This window comes from Paenibacillus apis, from assembly GCF_018333295.1.
GTDB classification, from domain to species: Bacteria; Bacillota; Bacilli; order Paenibacillales; family Paenibacillaceae; genus Fontibacillus; species Fontibacillus antibioticophila.
In genome coordinates this window covers 175415-192341 of sequence record NZ_BORS01000010.1, presented here as the reverse complement: position 1 = coordinate 192341, position 16927 = coordinate 175415, and the positions used below count along the sequence as shown (strand labels likewise).

General features: G+C 48.9%; 12 protein-coding genes. 10 read left to right on the top strand and 2 right to left on the bottom strand.

The features are described 5' to 3' along the window. Nucleotides 1-108: 108 nt before the first annotated feature. The 5 genes from KI362_RS15710 (at nt 109) to KI362_RS15690 (ending at nt 6274) form a co-directional block, all read left to right on the top strand. A complete protein-coding gene (locus tag KI362_RS15710) occupies nt 109-1806 on the top strand; it encodes a sensor histidine kinase (RefSeq protein ID WP_301628455.1) in 1698 nt (565 codons plus the stop codon). After that, nucleotides 1773-2990 carry a response regulator transcription factor gene (locus KI362_RS15705; protein WP_301628453.1) on the top strand — a complete coding sequence of 406 codons (1218 nt, stop codon included), beginning with the start codon at nt 1773-1775 and terminating at the stop codon, nt 2988-2990. The genes KI362_RS15710 and KI362_RS15705 overlap by 34 nt, the downstream gene beginning before the upstream one ends. A 166-nt stretch (nt 2991-3156) precedes the next feature. After that, nucleotides 3157-4482 carry an ABC transporter substrate-binding protein gene (locus KI362_RS15700; RefSeq protein ID WP_044482355.1) on the top strand — a complete coding sequence of 442 codons (1326 nt, stop codon included), beginning with the start codon at nt 3157-3159 and terminating at the stop codon, nt 4480-4482. A 32-nt stretch (nt 4483-4514) separates the two neighbouring features. Continuing rightward, entirely contained in the window at nt 4515-5396 is an 882-nt protein-coding gene (locus KI362_RS15695; RefSeq protein WP_044482354.1) for a carbohydrate ABC transporter permease, read from the top strand. A gap of 14 nt (nt 5397-5410) precedes the next feature. After that, complete coding sequence (locus tag KI362_RS15690) at nt 5411-6274, top strand: carbohydrate ABC transporter permease (protein WP_301628449.1); 864 nt, start codon at nt 5411-5413, stop codon at nt 6272-6274. Between the two features lie 84 nt (nt 6275-6358). Here KI362_RS15690 and KI362_RS15685 read toward each other — a convergent pair whose 3' ends face one another. Further along, the gene (locus KI362_RS15685; protein WP_301628447.1) at nt 6359-7219 is read right to left on the bottom strand and encodes a helix-turn-helix domain-containing protein; all 861 of its coding nucleotides are present in this window, start codon (nt 7217-7219) and stop codon (nt 6359-6361) included. Nucleotides 7220-7352: 133 nt separating this feature from the next. Between KI362_RS15685 and KI362_RS15680 the strand changes: the two genes are divergently transcribed. Beyond that, nucleotides 7353-10457: a glycoside hydrolase family 2 TIM barrel-domain containing protein gene (locus KI362_RS15680; protein WP_301628445.1), complete on the top strand. Its 3105-nt coding sequence runs from the start codon at nt 7353-7355 to the stop codon at nt 10455-10457. Between the two features lie 736 nt (nt 10458-11193). On the opposite strand, the gene KI362_RS15675 is transcribed toward KI362_RS15680, so the two are convergent. Then, nucleotides 11194-11397, bottom strand: a complete 204-nt coding sequence (locus KI362_RS15675) for a hypothetical protein (RefSeq protein WP_301628444.1) — start codon at nt 11395-11397, stop codon at nt 11194-11196. A 191-nt stretch (nt 11398-11588) separates the two neighbouring features. Here KI362_RS15675 and KI362_RS15670 point away from each other — a divergent pair, with 191 nt between their 5' ends. The 4 genes from KI362_RS15670 (at nt 11589) to KI362_RS15655 (ending at nt 16913) form a co-directional block, all read left to right on the top strand. Continuing rightward, complete coding sequence (locus KI362_RS15670; RefSeq protein WP_301628442.1) at nt 11589-13004, top strand: ABC transporter substrate-binding protein; 1416 nt, start codon at nt 11589-11591, stop codon at nt 13002-13004. Between the two features lie 62 nt (nt 13005-13066). Further along, the gene (locus KI362_RS15665) at nt 13067-14041 is read left to right on the top strand and encodes a carbohydrate ABC transporter permease (protein ID WP_301628441.1); all 975 of its coding nucleotides are present in this window, start codon (nt 13067-13069) and stop codon (nt 14039-14041) included. A gap of 3 nt (nt 14042-14044) precedes the next feature. Continuing rightward, complete coding sequence (locus tag KI362_RS15660; protein WP_044482347.1) at nt 14045-14902, top strand: carbohydrate ABC transporter permease; 858 nt, start codon at nt 14045-14047, stop codon at nt 14900-14902. A 379-nt stretch (nt 14903-15281) separates the two neighbouring features. Beyond that, on the top strand, nt 15282-16913 hold the full coding sequence (locus tag KI362_RS15655) for a glycoside hydrolase family 13 protein (protein WP_301628438.1): 1632 nt from the start codon (nt 15282-15284) through the stop codon (nt 16911-16913). Nucleotides 16914-16927 lie beyond the last annotated feature (14 nt).

Sequence of the window (16927 nt, the reverse complement as noted above, 5' to 3'; positions counted from 1 at the left end):
AGGTGTCTCCATGATTTCATGGGGACACCATTTGTTCAAATTAGCGAGTACTTTTGATATACTGGTTAAAAAAATTGGCGGCTCTATTCGCAGCAAGAAGGTACAAGAATGAAGAACTTTTGGAGAAGATTACAGCTGCTTAGAAATAACGGGAGCGTGCGTACCAAGCTGCTGCTTGCCTTTTTCATCGCAGCCGTATTGCCTGTGGGAGCACTAAGCTACTTCTCGTTTCATAAGTCCTCCGAGGTCGTGAATACGCAGTTCGGCAGTTACGGAATGTACGCGGTGGAGCAGTTGAAAATTCATATCGATAACGATATTAGGCAGATGGATCAAATTACCGGCAATATATTAACGTATTTAATAGCTTCCTCCATTTATATTGAGGATAAGCCGCCTGCAACTTATACCCGATTCGTTGAAGAGCGGGACTTTCAAAATTACTTGAACTCATTAGGCAATAACCTGTATAAAGTGGCCGTGGTAACTCCTTCCGGAAGAATCATAGGCAACGACCTGATCGTCAGCGAGAAGCTGGCGAATTCGCCATTTTGGACCACCATCTCTGCCTATGAGCGAAGACACGTGTCCATCCACATTCCAGATTATTATTCAGTACAGAACGATGAATATGTGATCAGTCTGATGATGCCCTTAAAGAATGCATTCGGCTTACCCCATGGCAGCAAAATATTAATCGATATGAAAGCGGATACAGTGATCGAGGTCATTAAGTCGTTCGAAAAAGATACCCGCTCCCATTTGCAGATCATGGACCTGTCAGGGCAAACGCTGCTTCAGACCTCAACAGACTATGATCACCACGATGATGACATCGTCTGGTCCCGTTCCTTGGAAATGGAAGATTGGATTGTGGAAGCCAGAATCAAATATGCGGATTTTTATGAATCCTCCACAGTGATTTTACAATATTCCATTCTTATTTCAGCCCTGGCTATTTTGCTTGGTATCGCTATGGCGAGCTTTTTTTCATTCCGCTTTACAATGCCAATCAAGAAATTAGCTCATTCCATGCGCAGATTCGGGGAAGGCGATCTATTGATCCGAACTCCGGTCATGTCGAAGGATGAGCTGGGTTTTTTAAGCGAGAGCTTTAATAAAATGACGGAACGGCTTATTGCTTCGATGCATGAAATCACTCGTACCGAAAAGCTTAAGAGTGAGGCTGAATTACAAATTCTTCATTACCAGATTAATCCGCATCTATTGTTCAATACGCTGAATTCGATCCAATGGAAGGCCAAGCTGGCGCATCAGCCGGAAATCCATAAAATGCTGCAGCATTTGATTGTGGTGCTTGAGGGGAGCTTCAATTTTAAGCAGACGCTGGTTCCATTAGAAAAAGAGCTTGATATCGCCTATCATTTTATTGAAATTCAGCGATATCGCTATGACGATGCATTTACCTTCGAGTTGGAAGTGGAGCCGGGGCTGGAGGAATGTCTTATTCCACGTATGGTGTTTCAGCCTTTGCTTGAGAATATCTTTTTCCATGGATTCCGTGATGGACAAGGAAGGATTACGATGAAGGTGTATTCGGAGAGAAATAAGCTGTTTATGGTGCTGGAGGACGACGGGATCGGCGTGAAGCCGGAGCATTTGGCATATATAGCGTCGGGCCGCAAGATTCCCGGCAAGCAAGGCGGACTTGGACTTAGGAATGTGGATGAACGAATTAAACAGCACTATGGCGATAGCTACGGTCTCTCGATAGAATCTGACAGAAATAAGGGAACGAAGGTGACTTTATCATGGTTAAAGACAACGGTGGACATGCATCCCTAATTCAAGTGCTAATCGTCGATGATGAGCAGTTGGTGCGTAAGGGTCTTCGTATGACAACGGATTGGGAGAAGTATGGCATGGTGGTTGTAGACGATGCGCCTAATGGTAGCGTAGGCTGGCAAAAGTTTGTGCAGTATCGGCCGCAGCTGGTAATTACAGATATCGTTATGCCAGAGATGGATGGGATTGAGTTGGCCAAAAAAATTAAAGAAGAGGCGCCGGATACGGCAATTCTCTTATTAAGCTGCCATCGGGATTTCGTGTATGCGAAGAGTGGAATTCAGATCGGTGTCCATGATTATATCGTAAAGACAGACATGGATGATGAGCATATGGAGCTTGCTCTTGAGCGGATTCGTCAGCAATTTGATCAACAGGTACTCGCTCGCCAGACTGCCGCGAGGGCAGGAGATTCCCCTTCTTCAGAAATGAAAAGCGATGGAGAGGAAGCACTGGGCACCTGGCTGCATCAAAACGACTACACGGCCAAGCAGCAATTACTCCAGAAGCTCAGAGCCGAATGGCATTGGATGCTCAAGAAGTGCTATATCCTGTTTTTATATTTTCCTGAAGAAGAAGGGGGAGGCATGCAATCCCTTCGAAATTCATGGAAACATATTATGGCTGCCGGCGCTGGCCAAATCGATTTTTTGCAGACCGGTGACCGCACTGCTATAGTGGTCGCGCATCAGTCCTGTTTATCGCTCGTTCAATCCTCATTGGTAGAGATGCAACTGAAGCATAGCGGACTGGCGTGGAGACAAAGCACGGTAATCAACGGTGAGGACGAATGGCTCCGTCAGGCCGAAGCCTTGTTCCGGTTATGGGGAATTGAAGCCAGCCTGGAGCTGCTGCAGGATACCCATAAGGAGGACATTATCAGAGCGATCGATTACATTGATCAACATCTGCAGGACGACCTGCGTGCGGCGGATGTGGCCTCGCAAATCGGCGTGAGCCGCAGCTATTTCAGCACGATTTTTAAGGAGGCTACAGGAAGCAGCATCATTTCCTTTATTTCTGAGCGCAGGCTGGAAAAGGCCAAGGAGCTGCTAAGCGCAACTACGATCCGTACAGAGGAAGTGGCTGAGAAGGTCGGCATTCAGGACGTCAAATATTTCTCCAAATGGTTCAAGAAAAGAGCCGAGCTTACGCCTGGCCAGTACAGAATTCAAACAAAATGACGCCGGATTCCAACAAAAATACTCCAATGCCCTGCCTTTTCGGGCATTTTTTTATTTATCGGAAAAGAGGACACTAATATAAAACATATGTCAGTATGAAAGCCCTTTCAGACATTCTAAGATACTAATGAAAGAAGCGGTACACATCTAAGGAGGGTTACAAATAATGAGAAAGAAAAGTATAGCCTATTTGCTTATTGCTTGCTTAATGATTTCTTTGCTGGCTACGGCTTGCTCAGGCAATAAGAACAACAATTCCTCGGCGGCGGGACAAGGCAATGGCGACGAGAAGGTCAAGCTGGTAGTGTGGACCTGGGAAACGGCCAAGGATGGACTTGACCTGAATATGGAAGCGTTTCAGGCGAAATATCCGAACATTGAGGTTGAATTTCAGAATATGAAATCCACGGATTTGTATTCCAAATACTTGATCACCTCGAACACGGGAGATGCCGTGCCAGATATCATTACCGTAGAATCCACCAACCTGGCGCAAATTGTACAGATTGATTCCTTGCTGGATATTACGGATAAAGTAGCGCCTTACAAAGACAAGATGAGCCCATACAAGTGGGAGGATGCGACGAAGGACGGCAAAACCTACGCTATGCCATGGGATAGCGGCCCGGTCGTCATGTTTTACCGGAATGACTTGTTTGCTCAGGCAGGACTTCCAACCGATCCGGTTGAGGTATCCCAGACAATCCAGACCTGGGAAGATTATTACGAGGCTGCCAAGCTGGTGAAGGAAAAGACCGGTGCATTCATGTACGGAGACTCCAAAACGAACTCCAGCAACCGGGTATTTGAATCCATGATGTGGCAGCGGGGGCTGTGGTATTTTGACGACCAAGGAAAGGTAGCCGTGGATTCCCCGGAAATTCAAGAAATCGCGGATTACTTGATTAAGATGCAACAGGAAAATCTCGTGTACGATGCCCGTGCCAATACGGACCAATGGGGCAACGGAATCCGTGACGGACAGGTTGCAACTGTGGTAGGCGGATCGTGGCATGACGCCATTATCGAGAATCAATATTCTCCGTCCGACAGCGGAAAATGGTCCGTAGCCATGATGCCGAAGTGGTCCAAGGACGACAAGTATTCGGGCGCCAACCAAGGCGGATCAAACCTGGCTATTAACAAAAATTCCAAGCATCCGGAAGAAGCGTGGCAGTTCATCGAATTTATGCTGGGCAGTGAAGAGAACCAGGTGAAAATGATGTCCGATGCAGGCCTGTTCCCGGCGATGATGATCGATAATAACCCGGCTATTGATGAGCCTTCAACCTACTTTAACAACCAAGCGATCCGCAAGGTTTATGCCGAGTCCCTGGCAAATACCTATCCGCTCGCCTATACTTCCGATTTCCCAATGGCTAACAAGCTGATGACTGATGTATGGGCCAAGGTATTCCTTAACAATTCAAGCCTTGAGCAGGCATTAAAGGAAATGGCGGATGAGCTTCGCAGCAAAACAAAAAGAGAATAGCGCATATTTCTGATAGGATTGGAGGGGACGATATGACATCCAGATTAAATAAGCAGTTGAAAATAGCTCCCTATATTTACATCTCGCCTTATTTCATCCTGTTCTTCGTCTTCTCCCTTTATCCCATTCTTTATTCCATCTACATCAGCTTTACGGACTGGAATGGGTCAGGCGAGAAGACGTTCATAGGCTTTGAGAATTATGTCCAATTGTTCGGGGACAAAAATTTCTGGTTATCCTTGTGGAACAGCTCGATCATCTTTTTAATGTATGTGCCCTTGATGCTGTTCCTCGGACTTATATTTGCATCGATGCTGAATTCCAACTGGATGGTAGGCAAAGGCTTTTTCCGGATGGCCTTGTTTGTTCCGAACTTTGTATCCGTCGTAGCGGTATCCTTCGTGTTCGTTCTGTTATTGAATACGCAAAATGGGCTTTTCAACAGCGTGCTTCGAAATATCGGACTCATCGATAATCCGATTCCATGGCTTGAATCGCCGTGGTGGGCCAGAATCTCGGTGTCGATCATGGTGCTCTACCGTTGGCTTGGCTACAATATGCTGCTATTAATGACGGGATTGCAAAATATTTCAAAGGATCTTTACGAGGCGGCTTACGTGGATGGAGCGACAAAGATTAAAAGTTTCTTCTTCATAACGATTCCGCTGGTGAAAAAAATGCTGTTGTTCTGCACGGTACTGTCCACCATTGGAACCTTTTCCTTGTTCACGGAGCCGTTCATTTTAACGCAGGGCGGACCGCTCAATTCTACTTTAACTCCCGTTCTGATGCTGTATACGGAAAGCTTCCAAAACTTTAACTTCGGTTACGCGTCGTCGATTGCCGTCTGCTTCTTTATTCTGATGATGACAGTCTCGTTAATCCAGATGCGCGTATTCGATGATAAGGAATAGGAGGTGGGAGTGAGATGGAAAAAGCGATGAAATTGCAGCGTGTGAAGCATCACGAGGGGAAGCGCGGAATCCTGTCCGTAACCACCTTTATCATCATGACCCTGGTCTCTCTTGCGACCATGTTTCCCTTGTTCTGGCTATTCAGCTCTTCGCTCAAGGATATCAGCGAGATTTTCGTCAATCCGCCGATGTGGATACCCAAGGTATTTCATTGGGAGAACTTCACAGAGCTATTTGTAAACCGCAAGTTCGGCATCATAACCTGGAACAGCTTCCTGCTCGCAACCACTTCTACGGTGATTGCCCTCGTTTTCTGCAGCTTGGCCGGTTTCGCATTTGCCAAATATCATTTCAAGGGGAAGAACTTCCTGTTCATTATGGTCCTGGCTTCCCTCATGATCCCGCATGAAGCGACCATGGTTCCTTTGTTCTCCATATATAAAGGAATGGGCCTTATTGATAATATTTGGGGTGTCATCCTGCCGGATTTAGCGAACGCATTTGGCATCTTCTTTATGCGCCAGTACTGTTCGGCACTTCCGGAAGAGATGCTGGAGGCGGCCCGCATGGACGGCTGCACCGAATTTAAGCTGTTCCGGCGGATCGTATTGCCCAACCTGAAGTCCGGCTTTGCCGGATTGGGGATTATCCTGTTCGTCAAGCAATGGAATAACTTCCTGTGGCCATCGGTCATTCTCCGTTCCCAGGAGAACATGACCTTGTCCGTGGCGCTTAAAGCGCTGGAGGACAGCAACAATACGCCATATCATCTGATTATGGCCGGTTCGGTGATCAGTGTCGTACCGCTGCTGATTATCGTCCTGATCTTCCAGAAGCAATTAATCGCAGGCATGATTGAAGGCGCCGTAAAAGGCTGATTGCCAGCCTATGGGATAGGTGCTTCAATTGCTCGCACAGCAGCATCATTTATTTGAACAGCGGCCTTGGTCCTTCATGTTGGACTAAGGCCGTTTTGTATTGTCCCGCTGGCGGCTGCGCACATACCGTCCTGGCGGCATCCCCTCCGACTTCGTGAATTGCTTCGTAAAGGAATAAATATCGCCATAGCCCAGACTTAAGGCAACGTGCTTAATGGTGAGCCCGGAGAGCAGCATCATTTTGGCCTGCTTCATCAGTTGTCTGGTGTGGTAGCGCTGGGGGGAGATCCCGGTGATCCGCTTGAACAGCTTCCTGAAATTTTCGTAACCCATATTTACTGCAGCTGCTGCTTCCTTTATCTCAAAATGGATATCGGTAGACCCGCTGATGAGCTGGCAGGCCTTAGCTATTATCGCTTCTTGAGGATCGCTTGGCGGGCTTTGGACGCTGTTATGCAGGCGGATCAGTAGCTCCTGGGCACTCATCAAAAGATAGGGCAGGCTTGCATCGGTCGCCTCCTTAAGGGAGTCAAGCAACCCCGCGAATTCATGAGTAAATTCGCTAGGATGCAGTGTCGTCACTTGCACCTCTTTGTCGGTCCTGAGAAGTCCCAACGATGTCAAGTAGTCATACACCGGATACCCGACGCTGATGTAGAACTCAATCCAGGCTCCATCCGGTTCGATTTCGGTAGAGTGCATGCGTTCGGGAAACCGTTGAACGAGATCGCCTGCTTGCATGGGCGTCACGATGCCGTCCTCGGATAGGTAACGTCCGCTTCCTTGCAGGATCAAAATGCAGCTGTAGTACCCGATTTTGAAATCATACTGGGAACGTTCCGCCGTTCTTTTCCGCATAAAGCCGCAGGATAAAATGCCTTGATCAAAATTGTCGCCGATGCACCGATAGACGACATCGTTCTCCTTGATCTCTTCGTAATTCACAGAGGATCACTCCTGCCAAAGTGGATAAATGAAATACCATTACTGACATTTCAAGACACGGTATACCCTTATATTATTAGGGTGTGGGACATTGAATCAACACCAATTAGAACAAGGAGTGTGATTCCAGGAAATGAAGCTGAATCGAGAGTGGGAGAACCCGCAAATTACGCAAGTGAACCGGATGCCTATGCACGAGCCTTATGGGGTATACGAGTCCGTCGAGCAGGCCTTGCGCGGGGATCGCAGAGAGTCCAAATACGTAAAATGCCTAAACGGATCATGGAAGTTTAAGCTGTACCCTTCTCCGGATCGGGTAACCGATGAATTCTTTAGTCCAGAGTATGACGTGTCCGGTTGGGATTCGATTTCCGTTCCGTCAAATTGGGAGCTGTCAGGCTATGGCACACCTGTCTATACGAATATTTTGTATCCCTTCGGCAAGAAGGGGGAGAACTCCCGCCATGAAATTCGGCTCAAGAAGGATGAGTTCGTCCTGAATCCGCCCTTTGTTCCGGAGGATGATAATCTTACCGGATGCTATGTCCGGAGCTTTGACCTACCCGAGGACTTTATTGGCCGTGACGTCTTTATAGACTTCGGCGGCGTGGAATCTTGCTTCTATCTGTGGATTAACGGGAAATGGGCGGGCTTTTCGCAGGACAGCAAGCTGAATGCCGCCTTCGAAATTACGGATTACCTCCAACAGGGACACAACCGGGTAGCCGTCCAGGTGATGCGCTTCGGAGCCGGTACGTATCTGGAGGATCAGGACTACTGGCATCTGTCCGGGATCTTCAGGGATGTGTCGATTTATGCCAAGCCGCGCATGCGCATCCAGGATTACAAGATCGAGACGCTTTTTTCGGGAAATTATGAGCATGCGGAATTAGTTGTAAAGGTCTATCCTAACAACCAGGCGGACCGCTACGGGGAAGCATATGTGCGCCTTTCGCTTTACGATGCCGATTTCATGCTGATTACGCAGTTTGAAACGCCGACATTCGGAGATTGTGGATTCTATCTGCAAGAGAAATACGTGGCGAAGGTCCAGCAAGCTATTTCTAAGCCCCATTTATGGAGCGACGAGACGCCCTATCTTTATAAATTGGTGCTGGAAATGATCGGCCCAGATGGCAACATCGTCGATATCGAGAGCGCAAATGTTGGCTTCCGCGAGGTCCAAATCGACGGTAACGGAATCCTTAAGATCAATGGCAAGCGCCTCCTGATCCGGGGCGTAAACCTGCATGCTTTTTGCCCGGAAACCGGACGTACGGTGTCAACCGACTATATGCGCGAGCAGATCAAGCTGATGAAATCGCTGAATATCAATGCTGTCCGAACGAGTCATTATCCTCATGCAATCGAATGGTACGACCTCTGCGACGAGCTGGGTATCTATTTGGTGGACGAGACGAATCTCGAAACCCATGGCATCGGCGGTCAATTGAGCGAATCGCCGGTGTGGACTCATGCATACATGGAGCGGGCGACCCGGATGGTGCTTCGGGACAAGAATCATCCGTCGATTATTTTGTGGTCCCTCGGCAATGAATCAGGATACGGGGCGAATCATGCGGCCATGTACGGCTGGATCAAGGAATATGACAAGACCCGATACGTCCAGTATGAATCTGGAAATCCGCCGGCCAATGTCTCGGATATCATCGCGCCGATGTATCCTCCCAAGGATTGGATTCTGGATATCATGGCTAACAGCGAGGACTTGAGACCCTTTATCATGTGCGAATATGCGTACGCAAAGAGCAACAGCAACGGGAACTTCAAGGAATTCTGGGATCTTATTCATAAGTTTCCTCGCTTCCAGGGAGGATTCATTTGGGATTTTCAGGACAAAGCACTTGTTAAAACGGCTCAAGACGGCAGCATGAAGTATGTCTATGGCGGAGCTTTTGGCGAAGAAATTGTGGACCCGGCGCTGGATATGTGCCTGAACGGCATTGTTTTTCCGAACTTGACGCCGAAGCCTGCAGCTTATGAAATCAGGAATGTGCATTCGCCGCTCCTGATCGATGATTTCGAGTCGCCATATCATCCTCAAGGCACAAAAAAGTATCGGCTATTCAACCATTACACGCATCGGGACCTCAGGCATCTGAATATCTGTTGGGAATTGGTATGCGACGGGACGGTTGTTGACAGCGGGCTCTTCCCTAAATTCAACACGCCGCCCGGGACAACAGAATGGATTGAACCGCCTTATGATGACTCCAAAGTGAACGGGGAAGCATTTCTTAACTTTTATGCGTTACTGGACGAAGACACGTTTTATGCGGATAGGGGCTCTCGTATTTATGCCTGCCAGTTCGAGATCAAGGATTCGGTCCGTCGTCTTCATACCGGAGAGATTGAGCAGGGCAGCTTGACCTGCGAGGAGACGGAGCAGCAAGTGCTGATTCACAATGAACATCTGGAGGTCGCCTTCTCGAAATACTCGGCAGAATTCACCGCAGTGCGTTATAAGAAGCGGAGTTACTTCACGGGCGGTGCCAATCAGTTTTATCGTCCACCTACAGGGATCGATGCCGGAATCCATCTGGAGTCTCCCAACTATGCAGATGAATGGAGAGCAATCGGGCTTCATCATCGGCAAAAAGAAATCCAGCATATCCGGGTGTATGCAGCATCCGCTTGCGTAATTATCGAAGTGCGCAGTCTTTACCATGGCTGCATTGAAGCAATAACAAGCTATGCGGTGGGCGGGAAAGGGATTGAGATTACCAATACCGTGGTGAATAATGCCAAGGTCGATTCAATTCCGCGGATCGGTCTGAGCTTCGCATTTTCAGAGGACTGGAATCAGATTCAATGGTATGGGCGCGGCCCGTGGGAGAACTATGCGGACCGCAAGACGTCAGCACTGATCGGGCTTTATGAGAGCACGGTCGAGCAGCAGCATGTTCCTTATATTCTTCCGGTGGAATGCGGCGGCAAGGAAGATGTGCGTTATTTGTATGTATCCGCGTTGGATGGCCGGAAGGTTAAACTGGCCGCGGCAGGTCATTTCCATTTCGATATTCACCGGCACAGCGTAGATCAGATTGACAGTGCGTCTTATGCTGAGGAGTTGGGCCTCTCCGATAGGGTGTACTTGAATCTCGATCACAAGCATGCCGGTCTGGGCGGGGATAACGGTTGGACGAAGACAATTCATGACGAATACAAAATTAAGAGAGGCATCTATACGTACAGCATGACGCTGGAGATTTTGTAGCAAGGCTACTACTCATGTGTTGAGCAGCTTTCTTTCATCGAGAAGAGGGGGTCTCAAAAGTAAAATTCAGTCATCCTTAATAACAAAATAGAGTGATATTCATATAAACATATTGAAACCAAGGGGATTTCTCATGCTTAGTCCCCTTGGTTTCTTGCGTCCACCGCGGCTTTTTTGATTAATTATGAGCGAGTGAAAGCCAACCGACCTCCAAACTTACTTTTGGCAAGCCTCGAAGCTTTTTAGTCACCCACATCAGCAATTATAGTGACATTCTGCATTATAATCGCCGCACGAGCCCCGCATCAGCAATTATAGTGACATTCTGCATTAAAATCGCCGCACGAGCCCCCACATCAGCAATTATAGTGACATTCTGCATTAAAATCGGCGCACGAGCCCCGCATCAGCAATTATAGTGACATTCTGCATTATAATCTCCGCACGAGCCCCCCCATCAGCAATTATAGTGACATTCTGCATTAAAATCGGCGCACGAGCTCCCGCATCGGCAATTATAGTGACATTCTGCATTATAATCGCCGCGCGAGCTCTCCCATCAGCAATTATAGTGACATTCTGCATTATAATCATCGCACGAGCCCCCACATCAGCAATTATAGTGACATTCTGCATTAAAATCGCCGCACGAGCCCCGCATCGGCAATTATAGTGACATTCTGCATTAAAATCGCCGCACGAGCCCCCACATCAGCAATTATAGTGACATTCTGCATTAAAATCGGCGCACGAGCCCCGCATTAGCAATTATAGTGACATTCTGCATTAAAATCGGCGCACGAGCCCCGCCACCAGTAATTTTAGTGACATTCTGCATTAAAATCGGCGCACGAGCCCTCCCATCGGCAATTATAGTGACATTCTGCATTAAAATCGCCGCACGAGCCCCCGCATCGGCAATTATAGTGACATTCTGCATTATAATCGCCGCGCGAGCCCCCCATCAGCAATTATAGTGACATTCTGCATTAAAATTTTCGCCTCGCTCACAATCTAATAAAAGTAGAATTATATCCAATACCTGTCTCCTTATGCCTGCATATTACCGGATTTATAATATGTATGCGGTTACAAAATACCGAGGATTCAATAAATAGGGGGAGGCAAAGTATGAAACGTATGAAAGGTATGAAACGTGTATTAGCCGGAATTTCAGCAATCCTCATGATGACATCGCTGCTTGCGGCGTGCGGAGGGAACTCCAACAATGCGTCCAGCCCGAATTCCACTCCAGCCCCATCGACGAACAACGCGGCCGAGACACCGTCCAACACGAGCGGCGAGAAGGTTACCATTAATCTCTGGAGCTTTACGGACGAAATTCCGAACATGACGACAAAATATTTGGAGGTCCATCCGGAAGTGAATGTAGAGTTCAAGACTACGATCATTGCAACAACGGACGGTGCTTATCAACCGGCGCTTGACCAGGCGCTTGCTGCCGGCGGCAAGGATGCTCCGGACATTTACGCAGCTGAAGCCGCGTTCGTCCTGAAATATACCCAGGGCGATGCATCCGACTATGCTGCGAACTATGCGGACCTTGGTCTGGATGACCAAAAAGTGAAGGATGCAGGCATCGCACAGTATTCCGTGGATATCGGCAGCAAAGAAGGTCAATTAAAGGCTCTTGGCTACCAGGCCACTGGCGGAGCCTTTATCTATCGCCGCTCGATTGCCAAGGATGTGTTCGGTACGGACGATCCGGCAACGGTGAAGAGCGAAGTTGGCCCAGGCTGGGATAAATTCTACGAAGCAGCCGCCAAGCTCAAAGCCAAAGGCTACGGCATTGTATCCGGTGACGGCGATATCTGGCATGCTATCGAGAACAGTTCGGAAAAGGGCTGGATCGTTGACGGCAAGCTTCATATTGATCCGAAGCGCGAAGAGTTCCTTGATCTCTCCAAGAAGCTGAAGGATAACGGATACCACAATGATACGCAAGACTGGACGGAGGCCTGGTATGCGGATATGTCCGGCTCCGGCGCCCAGCCGATCTTCGGATTCTTCGGTCCGGCATGGCTGATTAACTATGTTATGAACGGTCAAGTGAAAGACACGGACGGTGACTGGGCTGTTACCGAGCCGCCGACAGGCTTCTTCTGGGGCGGTACCTGGCTCCTCGCTCACAAAGACGTGACGAAGGACGAAGCCAAGAAGCAGGCGGTTGCCGATTTCATCAACTGGGTAACGCTTGATTCCTCCGAGACCGGCCTTCAGTATTTCTGGGCAAACGGTACGATGAAGGATGGCGAGCAAGGCACGAAGGACAGCGTTGCCTCCTCCGTAGTGATGAGCAATTCCAATGGTGAGGTTCCGCTGCTCGGCGGACAAAACATGTTCGACGTTTTCGTACCGGCCAATGCGAACGCTTCCGGTAAGAACCTGACGCAATATGATGAGACGATCAACAGATTGTGGCGGGATCAAGTACGCGAGTACACTGCAGGCAACAAGAGCCGCGACGATGCGATCGCCACCTTCAAGCAGCAGGTTAAGGACCAGCTTGATATCGACAGCGAATAATTAGGAATAGAAGGGGCGGGGGAGCTACCCCGCCTCTTCATATCAACAATTGGGGTGAGAGCATGCGCCGCAAAGGTGTGAACTACTCGAAGTACGGCTATATTTTTACCTTTCCGTTCGTCTTGGCATTTTTGATTTTTTCGTTATACCCAATCCTATATACCGCAGTCATCGGGTTTACCGATATGAAGGGACTCATTCCAAAGCCGATTCATATTCTGGATAACCCGTTTCAAAATTTCAAGGATCTTATCTTTGAAAATGCGTCCTTTAAAAAATCTCTGTTAAACACGGGGCTTCTCTGGATTGTCAACTTCGTTCCTCAGATTACACTCGCGCTGCTGCTTACGGCATGGTTCACGAATAAGCGGCTCAATATCAAGGGGCAAGGCGCGTTTAAGGTATTGCTATATATGCCGAACATTATTACGGCCAGTACAATCGCCATTCTGTTCAGCACGATGTTCGCTTATCCGATGGGGCCGATCAACAGCTTAGTTCAAATGCTGGGCTTGTCTGACGCACCGATCTTCTTCCTCCAGGATAAGACGACCGCACGGGGAATTGTGGCGTTCATCCAGTTCTGGATGTGGTACGGCAATACCATGATCATTCTCGTTGCAGGTGTGATGGGAATTAACCCGGCACTTTTCGAATCCGCAGCGATTGACGGAGCCAACGGGTGGCAGACCTTCTTCCGAATCACCTTGCCGAGTCTCCGCACGATTCTGCTGTTCACCCTGATTACGTCGATGATCGGCGGTCTGACCATGTTCGATATTCCGCAGCTGTTCCTTCTGGGCGGACCGGATGACGCTACATTGACAACGTCGATGTTCATCTTTGGGCAGGCCTTCAAGGGAAGTTACCTGTACAATCGCGCAGCAGCGGCAAGTATGATCCTGTTCCTGATTGCTGCAGCGCTGTCCGCTGTTCTGTTCTACGTGATGCGGGACCGCGATGCGGCGCAAGTGAAGAAGGCGGAGAAACTGTACAAAAAATCACTCAAAGCAACAGCAGTAGAGAGAGAGGTGTAACACATGGATAAACAACTGAAAAGCGAAGGAGCCTTCGGTCTGAAATTCAGCCGGACGATCATCTATATCATCTGTATCCTGTTGTCGCTCCTCAGTATTCTTCCTTTCTGGATTATGTTCGTCAACGCTACGCGTTCCACGGCGGAAATCCAAAGCGGACTCTCCCTGCTGCCTTCGACCCATTTTATGAATAACCTTCAAGTATTGCTTGATAAGAGCTTCGATCCGATTCAAGGCTTTATGAATTCCTTCATTATCTCGGGTTCGGCAACCATTCTGACGGTATATTTCTCGTCACTGGCGGCTTACGGATTGGTGACCTATGACTGGAAGCTGCGCAAGCCGTTCTTTACGTTCATCATGTGCGTCATGATGATTCCTTCTCAGGCAAGCGCGATCGGCTTCTATCAATTCATGTACAAACTGGGCTGGACGAACAGCTTCCTTCCGCTGATCCTGCCCGCCATTGCGGCTCCGGCGGTTGTGTTCTTCATGCGGCAATACCTGCTGGCTACACTGTCATTGGAGATCGTGGAGGCATCCCGGGTGGACGGCTCCAGCGAGTTCAAGACGTTTAACCGGATCATCCTGCCATTGATGACGCCGGCGGTTGCAACGCAGGCGATCTTTGCTTTTGTAGCGAACTGGAACAACCTGTTCATGCCATTGATTCTCCTCACCCAGAAGGAAAAATACACCATGCCGATCATGGTAAGCTTGCTGCGCGGCGATATCTACAAGACGGAGTTCGGCTCGATCTACATGGGGCTGGCCCTGACGGCCTTGCCGCTGTTCGTGGTTTACTTCCTGCTGTCCCGGTATATTATCGCAGGCGTTGCGCTTGGGGGCGTTAAGGAGTAGCGCGATTGCACACGATTGTTGTTAGTGCCGTTTCTGGCTGTAGCCATGGATTTAACATAATTGCATTAACTGCGTTTATTCTTCTGGCTATTTAGTGAATGAGAAGATTTAAGTGTAGAAAGTACATCCCAAAGTACTCATTTTCATTAAAATGGCGAATTTTTGGGAGTTTAGTTGTCCTTTATGCAGCTAATTCGCGAGTTTTATTGAGATCATGAGGGATAGGTGTATTTTATACATCTGAATGATCCAAGTCATGGAATTGCTGCGGTACAATGAATAAACCTTTTTAAGGGGCTGCCTTGCGGTGGTCCCTTTTGCCTTGCCTGGAAATCTGGCCCATGATCGTAGTAAAATATAGCGAACAGGAGGGATAGCTATGAACAATACGAAATGGTGGCAGACCGCCGTCATCTATCAGGTTTATCCCCGGAGCTTTCAAGATAGCGATGGTGACGGCATCGGCGATCTTCGGGGAATGATTAACCGATTGGACTATTTGGAGCAGCTTGGCATTACGGCGATATGGCTCAGTCCGGTATACAAGTCGCCCAACGACGATAACGGCTACGATATTAGCGATTACCGGGATATTATGACCGAATTCGGAACGATGGCCGACATGGACGAGCTCATTGAAAAGGCCAAGCTTCGGAACATCCGGATCATCATGGACCTGGTCGTGAACCATACCTCGGATGAGCATCCCTGGTTCATCGAGGCCCGTCAAGGAAAGGACAATCCGTACCGAGACTACTATATTTGGCGCGATCCGGTAAACGGCGGGGTTCCCAATTCGCTGCGCTCTTCGTTCAGCGGCTCGGCCTGGGAGTTTGATGAAGCGAGCGGCCAATATTACCTGCATCTGTTCAGCCGAAGACAGCCCGACCTGAACTGGGAGAACCCCAAGGTTCGGCAAGAGGTCTGGGATATGATGAATTTCTGGCTGGATAAAGGCGTCGGCGGCTTCCGCATGGATGTCATTGATCTGGTCGGCAAGATTCCCGATCAGGAGATTACGGGAAATGGGCCGAAGCTTCATGAATACCTGCAGGAGATGCATCGGGAGACCTTCGGCAAGCATGATGTCCTGACGGTCGGGGAGACCTGGGGAGCAACGCCGGAGGTGGCGAAGCTCTACTCCAATCCGGACCGGAAGGAGCTGTCGATGGTGTTCCAGTTCGAGCACATCGGCCTGGATCAGCAGGAAGGAAAGGACAAGTGGGATTTGAAGCCTCTGTCCGTCAACGAATTGAAGCAGGTGCTGGCCAAGTGGCAGATCGAGCTGGGAAATGAGGGCTGGAACAGCCTGTTCTGGAACAATCATGATTTGCCGAGAATCGTATCCCGGTGGGGCGATGACGGCAAATACCGGGTGGAGAGCGCTAAGATGTTTGCGATTCTGCTGCATTTGATGAAGGGCACGCCTTATATTTATCAGGGCGAAGAGATCGGCATGACGAATTATCCGATTAAAGATATCAGCGAGGCGCAAGACATTGAGACGGTCAATATGTATCATGAGCGTCTTGCCCAAGGCTATGCTAAGGAGGACATTATCGCTTCGATTAATGCCAAGGGGAGAGACAATGCGCGAACCCCGATGCAGTGGGATGCGACACCGAACGCCGGATTTACGAGCGGACAGCCTTGGCTGCACGTGAATCCCAATTATGCGGAGATCAATGTGGAAGCGAATCTTGCGGACCCGGATTCAGTCTTTCATTGTTACCGTAAATTGATTGAGCTGCGGAAAAATAACCCGATCGTGGTATGGGGTGAATTTGAACTGGTGGAGGACGTTCCCGAGGAAGTGTTCATGTACTTCCGCCGCTATAAAGGCGAGACCTGGCTGGTTACCGCTAACTTTAGTCCCGCACCAGTCACGCTGGAAATGCCGGAGATCGGCTTGGTCAGTGAATTCATGATCGGAAACTATGCGCGAGATGCCGCAGATTTTCAACAGCTGCAGTTGCAGCCTTATGAAGCGTTTGTAACGAAGCTTGCTTAAATACGGAACCGGAC

Coding starts and splice junctions, on each gene's coding strand:
- KI362_RS15710 (WP_301628455.1), top strand. CDS start 109: ATGAAGAACTTTTGGAGAAGATTACAGCTGCTTAGAAATAACGGGAGC.
- KI362_RS15705 (WP_301628453.1), top strand. CDS start 1,773: ATGGTTAAAGACAACGGTGGACATGCATCCCTAATTCAAGTGCTAATC.
- KI362_RS15700 (WP_044482355.1), top strand. CDS start 3,157: ATGAGAAAGAAAAGTATAGCCTATTTGCTTATTGCTTGCTTAATGATT.
- KI362_RS15695 (WP_044482354.1), top strand. CDS start 4,515: ATGACATCCAGATTAAATAAGCAGTTGAAAATAGCTCCCTATATTTAC.
- KI362_RS15690 (WP_301628449.1), top strand. CDS start 5,411: ATGGAAAAAGCGATGAAATTGCAGCGTGTGAAGCATCACGAGGGGAAG.
- KI362_RS15680 (WP_301628445.1), top strand. CDS start 7,353: ATGAAGCTGAATCGAGAGTGGGAGAACCCGCAAATTACGCAAGTGAAC.
- KI362_RS15675 (WP_301628444.1), bottom strand. CDS start 11,397: ATGCAGAATGTCACTATAATTGCCGATGCGGGGGCTCGTGCGGCGATT.
- KI362_RS15670 (WP_301628442.1), top strand. CDS start 11,589: ATGAAACGTATGAAAGGTATGAAACGTGTATTAGCCGGAATTTCAGCA.
- KI362_RS15665 (WP_301628441.1), top strand. CDS start 13,067: ATGCGCCGCAAAGGTGTGAACTACTCGAAGTACGGCTATATTTTTACC.
- KI362_RS15660 (WP_044482347.1), top strand. CDS start 14,045: ATGGATAAACAACTGAAAAGCGAAGGAGCCTTCGGTCTGAAATTCAGC.
- KI362_RS15655 (WP_301628438.1), top strand. CDS start 15,282: ATGAACAATACGAAATGGTGGCAGACCGCCGTCATCTATCAGGTTTAT.